Origin of the sequence: Cognatundibacterium rugosum (assembly GCF_014284365.1) — a bacterium.
Taxonomy (GTDB): Bacteria; Pseudomonadota; Gammaproteobacteria; order Burkholderiales; family Burkholderiaceae_D; genus Undibacterium; species Undibacterium rugosum.
On sequence record NZ_JACOGG010000078.1, the window covers coordinates 1 to 255 of the forward strand.

Below are 255 nucleotides of genomic sequence, written 5' to 3' on the forward strand. Positions count from 1 at the left end.
CCGGTGGCGCTGCCTTGGTGAAGGTCGGGTTTTCCGGTTTCTGGTTGGTCACCGCAGAAATGGTGTTCTGTGGCTGTACCTGTGGCTGGACCTGCACTTCCGGCGGCGGAATGAATGGTGGCGGTGGGGCCAGCAGTTTCGGCGGCGGTGGTGGTGGCGTGTCTGGTGGTGGCGGAGGCGGTTTGACCTCTTCCACGATTTTTGTTTCTAGGGGCTTTTGAACGATTTCAACGAGTTTGGTGCCCAGGCCATTGG

The 255-nt window shown here is 59.6% G+C and carries 1 protein-coding gene; it reads left to right on the forward strand.

Going from position 1 to position 255, the window contains the following annotated elements; genetic code table 11:
- The coding region (locus tag H8K47_RS18795) for a hypothetical protein (protein ID WP_186882742.1) at positions 1-221 on the forward strand (221 nt) is incomplete at its 5' end.
- Between the last annotated feature and the right edge of the window lie 34 nt (positions 222-255).